Source organism: Paenibacillus xylanexedens (genome assembly GCF_007680605.1).
Taxonomy (GTDB): Bacteria; Bacillota; Bacilli; order Paenibacillales; family Paenibacillaceae; genus Paenibacillus; species Paenibacillus xylanexedens_B.
Genome location: NZ_VEIO01000001.1, coordinates 1919958 through 1927178, shown reverse-complemented (window position 1 = coordinate 1927178; position 7221 = coordinate 1919958). Strand labels below are relative to the sequence as shown.

At 44.4% G+C, this 7221-nt stretch carries 6 protein-coding genes; 3 read left to right on the top strand and 3 right to left on the bottom strand.

Translation table 11 applies throughout. The annotated features are described in order from the left end of the window. Nucleotides 1–206 precede the first annotated feature (206 nt). Nucleotides 207–1508 (top strand): pyrimidine-nucleoside phosphorylase, encoded by a 1302-nt coding sequence (locus FS818_RS08435; protein WP_145331336.1) that lies wholly within the window; start codon nt 207–209, stop codon nt 1506–1508. 716 nt (nt 1509–2224) lie between these two features. On the opposite strand, the gene FS818_RS08430 is transcribed toward FS818_RS08435, so the two are convergent. Further along, nucleotides 2225–3220 (bottom strand): TIGR03943 family putative permease subunit, encoded by a 996-nt coding sequence (locus FS818_RS08430; RefSeq protein ID WP_145331334.1) that lies wholly within the window; start codon nt 3218–3220, stop codon nt 2225–2227. Between the two features lie 146 nt (nt 3221–3366). Further along, the gene (locus FS818_RS08425) at nt 3367–4458 is read right to left on the bottom strand and encodes a permease (RefSeq protein ID WP_145331332.1); all 1092 of its coding nucleotides are present in this window, start codon (nt 4456–4458) and stop codon (nt 3367–3369) included. 308 nt (nt 4459–4766) lie between these two features. On the opposite strand from FS818_RS08425, the gene FS818_RS08420 reads away from it, so the two are divergent. Next, complete coding sequence (locus FS818_RS08420; RefSeq protein WP_145331330.1) at nt 4767–5978, top strand: GTP-binding protein; 1212 nt, start codon at nt 4767–4769, stop codon at nt 5976–5978. A 71-nt stretch (nt 5979–6049) separates the two neighbouring features. Here FS818_RS08420 and FS818_RS08415 read toward each other — a convergent pair whose 3' ends face one another. Next, on the bottom strand, nt 6050–6868 hold the full coding sequence (locus tag FS818_RS08415) for a stalk domain-containing protein (RefSeq protein ID WP_145331328.1): 819 nt from the start codon (nt 6866–6868) through the stop codon (nt 6050–6052). Nucleotides 6869–7037: 169 nt separating this feature from the next. Between FS818_RS08415 and rpmG the strand changes: the two genes are divergently transcribed. Next, the gene (gene rpmG, locus FS818_RS08410; RefSeq protein ID WP_036613813.1) at nt 7038–7187 is read left to right on the top strand and encodes a 50S ribosomal protein L33; all 150 of its coding nucleotides are present in this window, start codon (nt 7038–7040) and stop codon (nt 7185–7187) included. The last annotated feature ends 34 nt before the right edge of the window (nt 7188–7221 follow it).

Sequence of the window (7221 nt, the reverse complement as noted above, 5' to 3'; positions counted from 1 at the left end):
TCGAAACTGGTGTTGAAGCATGGAGTGGAGGAACCGGAATCGATTCTGGAGAAGCGAAGCGCTCGCCTTTGACTTCACATTTTAACCTCAGAAAAGGATATTCAAAAAAGGTGAAGACAACAGCGATCGAAAGAACGATCCGGGTACGGAACGGTCCCGCTTAACACGTGTTCTATACAATCCATTTTACAAAAGGAGAGGTCATCATGAGAATGGTAGACATTATTGCTAAAAAACGTGACGGAAAAGAACTGACCACAGAAGAGATCGATTTCGTCGTTCAAGGATATACACAAGGAGAAATCCCGGATTACCAAGTCAGCGCATGGGCGATGGCTGTATTTTTCAAGGATATGACGGATAAGGAACGTGCTGATCTGACGATGTCGATGGTGAACTCTGGCGAAACGATCGATTTATCTGCGATTGAAGGCATCAAAGTAGATAAACACTCCACTGGAGGCGTGGGAGACACGACGACACTGGTGCTTGCGCCACTCGTTGCTGCACTCGATGTACCTGTTGCGAAGATGTCTGGTCGCGGTCTGGGGCACACGGGCGGTACTACGGACAAGCTGGAATCCGTTGCGGGTTTCCACGTTGAGCTTGAAAAAGAAGAGTTTATTCGTCTCGTAAACGAACATAAAGTAGCGGTTATCGGTCAAAGTGGCAACCTGACACCTGCCGACAAAAAGCTGTACGCACTTCGTGACGTAACGGCAACAGTAAACTCGATCCCATTGATCGCCAGCTCCATCATGAGCAAAAAAATCGCAGCAGGTGCAGATGCGATCGTACTGGACGTAAAAACAGGCGCAGGTGCGTTTATGAAAACAACAGAAGATGCTAAAGAATTGGCACACGCCATGGTTAGCATTGGTAACAATGTAGGCCGTAAAACGATGGCTGTTATCTCCGACATGTCCCAGCCACTGGGTCTTGCCATCGGTAATGCTCTGGAAGTCAAAGAAGCAATTCTTACACTGCAAGGTAAAGGTCCGAAAGATCTGGAAGAACTGTGCCTGGCACTGGGACGTCAGATGGTATATCTCGCAGGTAAAGCAGATTCACTGGAGCACGCGGAAGAGAAACTCAAAGAAGTCATCCAGAACGGTAAAGCGCTGGAGAAATTCAAACATTTCTTGGCCAACCAAGGCGGCGATGCTTCCGTGGTTGACCACCCAGAGCGCTTGCCACAAGCACAATATCTAATCGAAGTTCCAGCAGATCGTGACGGGTATGTAGCTGGGATCGTTGCGGATGAGATCGGAACAGCTGCGATGTTGCTTGGTGCAGGTCGTGCAACGAAAGAGTCCGAGATCGATCTGGCGGTTGGTTTGATGCTGAACAAAAAAGTTGGTGATTCAGTGAAAGCCGGTGAATCTCTGGTAACCATTCATGCGAATCGTGAAGATGTCGATGCCGTGATTGCAAAAATCAAGGAAAACATCACCATTGCAGATCATGCCGATGCACCTGTATTGGTTCATGATATCGTAACGGAGTAAAAGGATAAATAAGGTAGACAAGCGGGATAGATAAGCAGGGTAACGATGCATTCATGACTTACCTGCTGATTGCAGTCCGCTAGACTGCCACAAAACTGTCGCAAGATCTCTTTGCTGGTACAAAATTGTAAATACACACTTGTAAACACACAGGTGAACATCATATATGAAAAAAGACGGAGCAGATATTAATCTGCCCGTCTTTTTTGTTCGGAGACGAAGTGCACGCAAACTCGAATATACGGCTGAGCACATAATGCGACAAACCTCAGTCCAATGTTCTGGTTCGCTAATGAACCGTGAAAGTGCTACTTAGGCGCGATTCGTTAGTTAAAAAGTTATGATCATCGTGATTATCATCACCAGCTCGACTACTAACTTGTGTCCAATAGGGAGAGTCTGAAACGATCCAATGAGATTAATTTTCTAACGATCACCAGAAACGCTATTTGGGCTATTTCCCGCTTTTAAATATTCTAACGATCACAGGAAACCTTATTATAGGATTTTGATGTGAAAAAGGGCATTTTTCTTGTGTTTTCAGCAAAATAAGCTCTCTGGTGATCGTTAGAATTCAAAATGCCTATTTTCAACTAAATAAGCTCATCTGAGATCGTTAGAAATAGAAGTGTGCTGGCGATCTTTTCGTAAAGTGCTCCACTTCAACTCAATGATGCTCTACTTTCTCTATCTCACTTACTTACTTACGATCTTACTCACCTTACGATCTGATCATATGCCTTGACGGAATCAGCATTGGTGTAAATATAAGGAGAAGCGGGCTGATTAATCGGTGTTACGGACGTTGCCTGAATTTCCATCGTATCTTTACCGTCGACTTGCGCGGAGCCAATGGTACCACGGATCTGTACCCAACTGTCCTTCTCAAATTTGTTGGCATCCGGTACATGAATCATCACGCCGAAAGGAGCCGCATCTGCTGGACAACACATCACGAGAAAACGTCCTAATGCAAAATGAGAGGTATGCTCCATGTTACCGTCCCGGTAAACAAAGCCGGTTAGCATAATCTCTTTACCTGTGAATTGCCGCTGGAACATATCAATGGTGCCGAGGGTTTCCGAGAATATCTCTGGATACACCTGGATGACAGGTTGTACGTATAACTTTTCAGCCAGCTCCGCGAATTCGCGGCTGTATTCATCGGGCGGAACAAACTGCACACTGGCGGGTAATTCAGATAACTTGTCATTTTGCTGCTTTGTGCCTTGCGTGACGGTATAATCTTGCACGCTCAACTTTGCAGATACATCTGGCAGCGGTTCTTTACGCCTTATTTCAGGCGGAGCGTACGTCAAGGACATTCCTTTCTGACTAGCCATCGAACTGCCTAAAGCATGATCAGGTAGTAGAAAACCCAGCAATAGTGGCAAAGTAATCAAACCGTAGACCATTGAACTACGAATAACGCCAGAAGGAGGGACGTGCTCACAATCGCAATCGAATTCATTTCGACTCCAAAAAGCATGCCATGCCATAATCACAGCAATAAACAGGAGGGGAATAGCACAACCGAGAAGCAGCTTTTGCATCGTAGGAGCCAGATAGTAATGTAGAGAATTGCCTGATTTGAGGTGCATAATATACACAGCCAGACTGCCAATCCAGCCTGCACGAATGAGCGTATGCCACTGAATGGCGATCCTTTTCGAAAAAAAGTTCTTGTTTATCTCATGATTTGCGTGACCCATGACCTGCACTCCTTTCTCATGGAAATCAATTTTTGGATCATTTCATATCAGGGAGACACCATCTTGGAAACCAATTAACAGAATTAATGATTAATGTTGTTAATTAACATAACAAGTACTCTTCACTCGGAGCAGTTTCACCTCAATTATCCAAAGAAGTTCACCAGCCATGACCCGGCAAAAACCAATACGATAATTGCTACACTTAAGCCAATAACAAAGCGGGTGCGGAAGGTGGAGAGCAACATTAACGTGCTTTTGAAATCCAGCATCGGGCCGAGCACGAGAAAGGAAATCAGCGGGCCTAAAGCAAAGGTATGTGAGAAGGCTGACGCAACAAAAGCATCTGATGTAGAACATAAGGACAGAACATAAGCAAAACCCATCATAAATACATACGACGCAACGGGGCCGTTCCCTAGCGCAATTAAATCACTGCGACTCACGAACGTCTGAATGAACGCTGTAATCAACGCACCAATGACCAGGTATTTGCTCATATCGACAAACTCGTCCCCAGCGTGGATGAAAAAGCTGCGCCAGTCCTTTTTATGAGAGTGATGATGGTCATGGGTGCTTCCGTGCGAGTGAGCGTGAACATCTGAATGTGTATCAGAATGTGTGTGTGTATGAGAATGAGGTGACGAAGCCATCTTGAACCCAAGATGTGTCTTCACTTCGGTAACGACTGCTTTGGTTGTACGCAGAGGATTACGTTTAACGAACACATATACAAGCCCGCCAACGGCAGCCGCTACAGCAAAAGCCAGGCCCATACGAGCGATGGTGATCTCTGGATGACTAGGAAAAGCGAGTAGGGTTGCTGTAAACACAATCGGATTGACGACAGGCCCGCTGAGTATAAAAGTTACCGCAATGTAAGCAGGCATGCCTTTATGCATAAGCCGCCGTACAACCGGAATCATTCCGCATTCACAGATGGGAAAAATAATACCGAGAAGGCCCGCCACAAGCACGCCGCCAACCGGATGTTTAGGGGTCAGTCTTCGCACCATCTCTTCCGATACGAACCATTGCATTAGAGAGGACAGGAACACACCCATGAGCAGGAAAGGGGCGGCCTCCAGAAAAATGCTGATAAATACCGTTTTTATATTTTGCAACGCTTCACTATTCCAGACCTTATTGAGATCCGGGGCAAACGCAATAATAACCGGAACCAGAAAGGCACAGGGAACCAGGAAGGTGAGAAGTTTCAAACTAGCCGCGATTCTCATGAAAAGACCTCCGTTACTAGAACTTTGCTAGAATATATGCTTGTACTTGCCGTAACATACATCGATTCGGGCAGTTAATCAGTTGTTTTACGATTAAAAAGTTTGCTCTAAGAGACTTAGTTGACAAACGAAGGTGGAATAAGGTATAGTTCTCCATGTTATTAATCGTAATAATTACGATTAATAACATCACCCATATAACTAGATCAGCATAAGTACATCAGCCATCATCTCTATTTTCCATCCAAATATCCCGAAAGCTTTGATGGATCACTTAAATTCACCTATAAGAAGTGGAGGAACCAATAATGCCAGTATCAGAAAAACAACAACATATTCAAAATCGAGTGCCAGTTACGGTTCTTAGCGGTTATCTTGGTGCGGGTAAGACGACATTGCTAAACCACGTGTTACATAATCGGGAGGGCATGCGTGTCGCCGTCATCGTGAACGATCTGAGTGAAGTCAATATTGATGCAGGGTTGATTCGGGACGGAGGCGGTTTATCACGGATTGATGAGAAGCTCGTGGAGATGTCAAACGGGTGTATCTGCTGCACACTTCGTGAAGATTTGTTAAAAGAGGTGGAGCGGCTTGCGCTGGATGGCTCGTTCGACTACATATTGATTGAATCCACGGGCATTGGTGAACCGGTTCCTGTGGCGCAGACATTTACGTACATTGATGAGGAACTTGGTATCGACCTAACCCAATTCACTCGTCTGGATACGATGGTAACGGTGGTGGATGCCGCTCAGTTCTGGCGTGACTTCTATTCGAAAGAGACGCTTAAAGATCGCGGACAGGAAGCCGGAGAAGATGACGTGCGGGGCATTGTGCATCTGCTGACCGACCAGGTTGAATTTTGCGACGTTCTTGTGCTGAACAAATGTGATCTGGTGTCCGAAGAAGAGTTATCCAAGCTGGAAAAAGCACTGCATGCGATGCAGCCTGAGGCCAAGTTGGTTCGCACGACGCATGGGCAGATTGACCCGAGAGAAATATTGAATACCGGACGGTTCGATTTTGAAAAAGCAAGCCAGTCCGCGGGCTGGATCCGCGAATTAATGAAAGAGGAGCATACGCCTGAGACCGAGGAATACGGTATTCATTCGTTTGTATACCATCGCAAACGTCCATTCCATCCCGAACGCCTGCTCCGCTGGATTGCCAAGTGGCCAGACAGTATCGTTCGTTCCAAAGGGTTGATGTGGATGGCTACTCGTAACCATATGGCCGTTTCATTTAGCCATGCGGGTACTTCCAAACAGCTTGCACCCGCAGGAATATGGGTAGGGGCGATGAGTGAGGAAGAGCGGCATCTGCATTTTGGCGACACACTTCCAGCTATTCCGGATTGGGATGAAGAGTGGGGGGACCGGGTAACCAAGCTGGTGTTTATCGGGATCGATATGGATCGTGTAGCCATTGAACGGACATTGGACGAGACATTGCTTACGGATGAAGAGATGCAGATGAACTGGCGGAAGCTGAAAGATCCTTTTCCACAGTGGAGCTGACCCACGGAAATAAAAAATCTCCAAGCGTAATACACTTGAAGATTTCATTCTTAATACGTTTTAGAGAAAGATTAGTTAAAGTACATTCTTCCAAGATAAAATTCACCATTGCCCTTTTTTTGTGGACTAAAACCAAAAGTGAGGTTTACGCCATAAGAGCCCGTCCATCCTTCAGGGTAATACACGGCTTTGTAGCTTTTATAAATCTTTGTTTTGTCATTCATAGAGATCATTTTGAAGTCCGCGGACTTTACATTGATTAATTGATCAGCATACTTTGTTAATGTTTTCTTATCATTTGCTTTAATGAGTCCTTGAATTTGAGTCTTGAATTTATCTTTTTGAGATTTTCTACCTTCATCAAAAAAGTCAATTTCAGGGTTATCAATTAAATTTGCATCTATGTACTTGTCAAATTCGCTAGTGTTACCTGATTTTAATGCTTTGCCATAGATTTTAATTAAAGCTAATGATTCTTTTTGTAATTTCTCCATCATCTGAGCGTCTGTTCCTGACATCTTGATCGGACCTGAAGAGCTTGATTTGCTTGTATCTTCGGAATCTTTTTTGTTTGAGGTGCTAGGCTTGGCATTACTTGAACTATTGATGTTTACGACCTTGTTACTGACATTAAGAGATACATTTGCGCCCAAAGCTTCGGCAGTAGCACTAACAGGCAGATATACATCGCCATCGTATACTAATGCGGTCAACTTTTCACCAGACTCCTTCTTTGGCGTCCAGGAAAGGCCGTTTACCTTAAATCCGATATTACTGTCCAGTGCAGCCTCAATATCTTGAATTCCATTCGAAGCTACTGCACCCAATGCACCAAACGCTAAACTGCAAGCTACTAACGATCCAATAAATGTTGACTTTTTAATCTTCATCTAGTTCCTCCGTAGGTAATAGGATAATGATACCAAAGGAGTATATCATATCAATATAAAGTATGCATATACTATTTTATTTTTGAGATTATGATGTTGACAAAAGAAAAGGCATAGGCTACTATCATTAAATAGTAATAATTACGAATAGATAAAGGGAGGCAACAGCATGAGAGTCATTGTAACTTTAGCCTGCACGGAGTGCGGAGATCGCAACTATACAACAACGAAGAACAAGCGTAACCACCCAGAACGTCTGGAGATGAAAAAGTATTCACCTCGTTTGAAAAAGATGACGATTCACCGGGAAACACGTTAAAAAATTTTGATTTTTTTAAATCGTAATATTTACG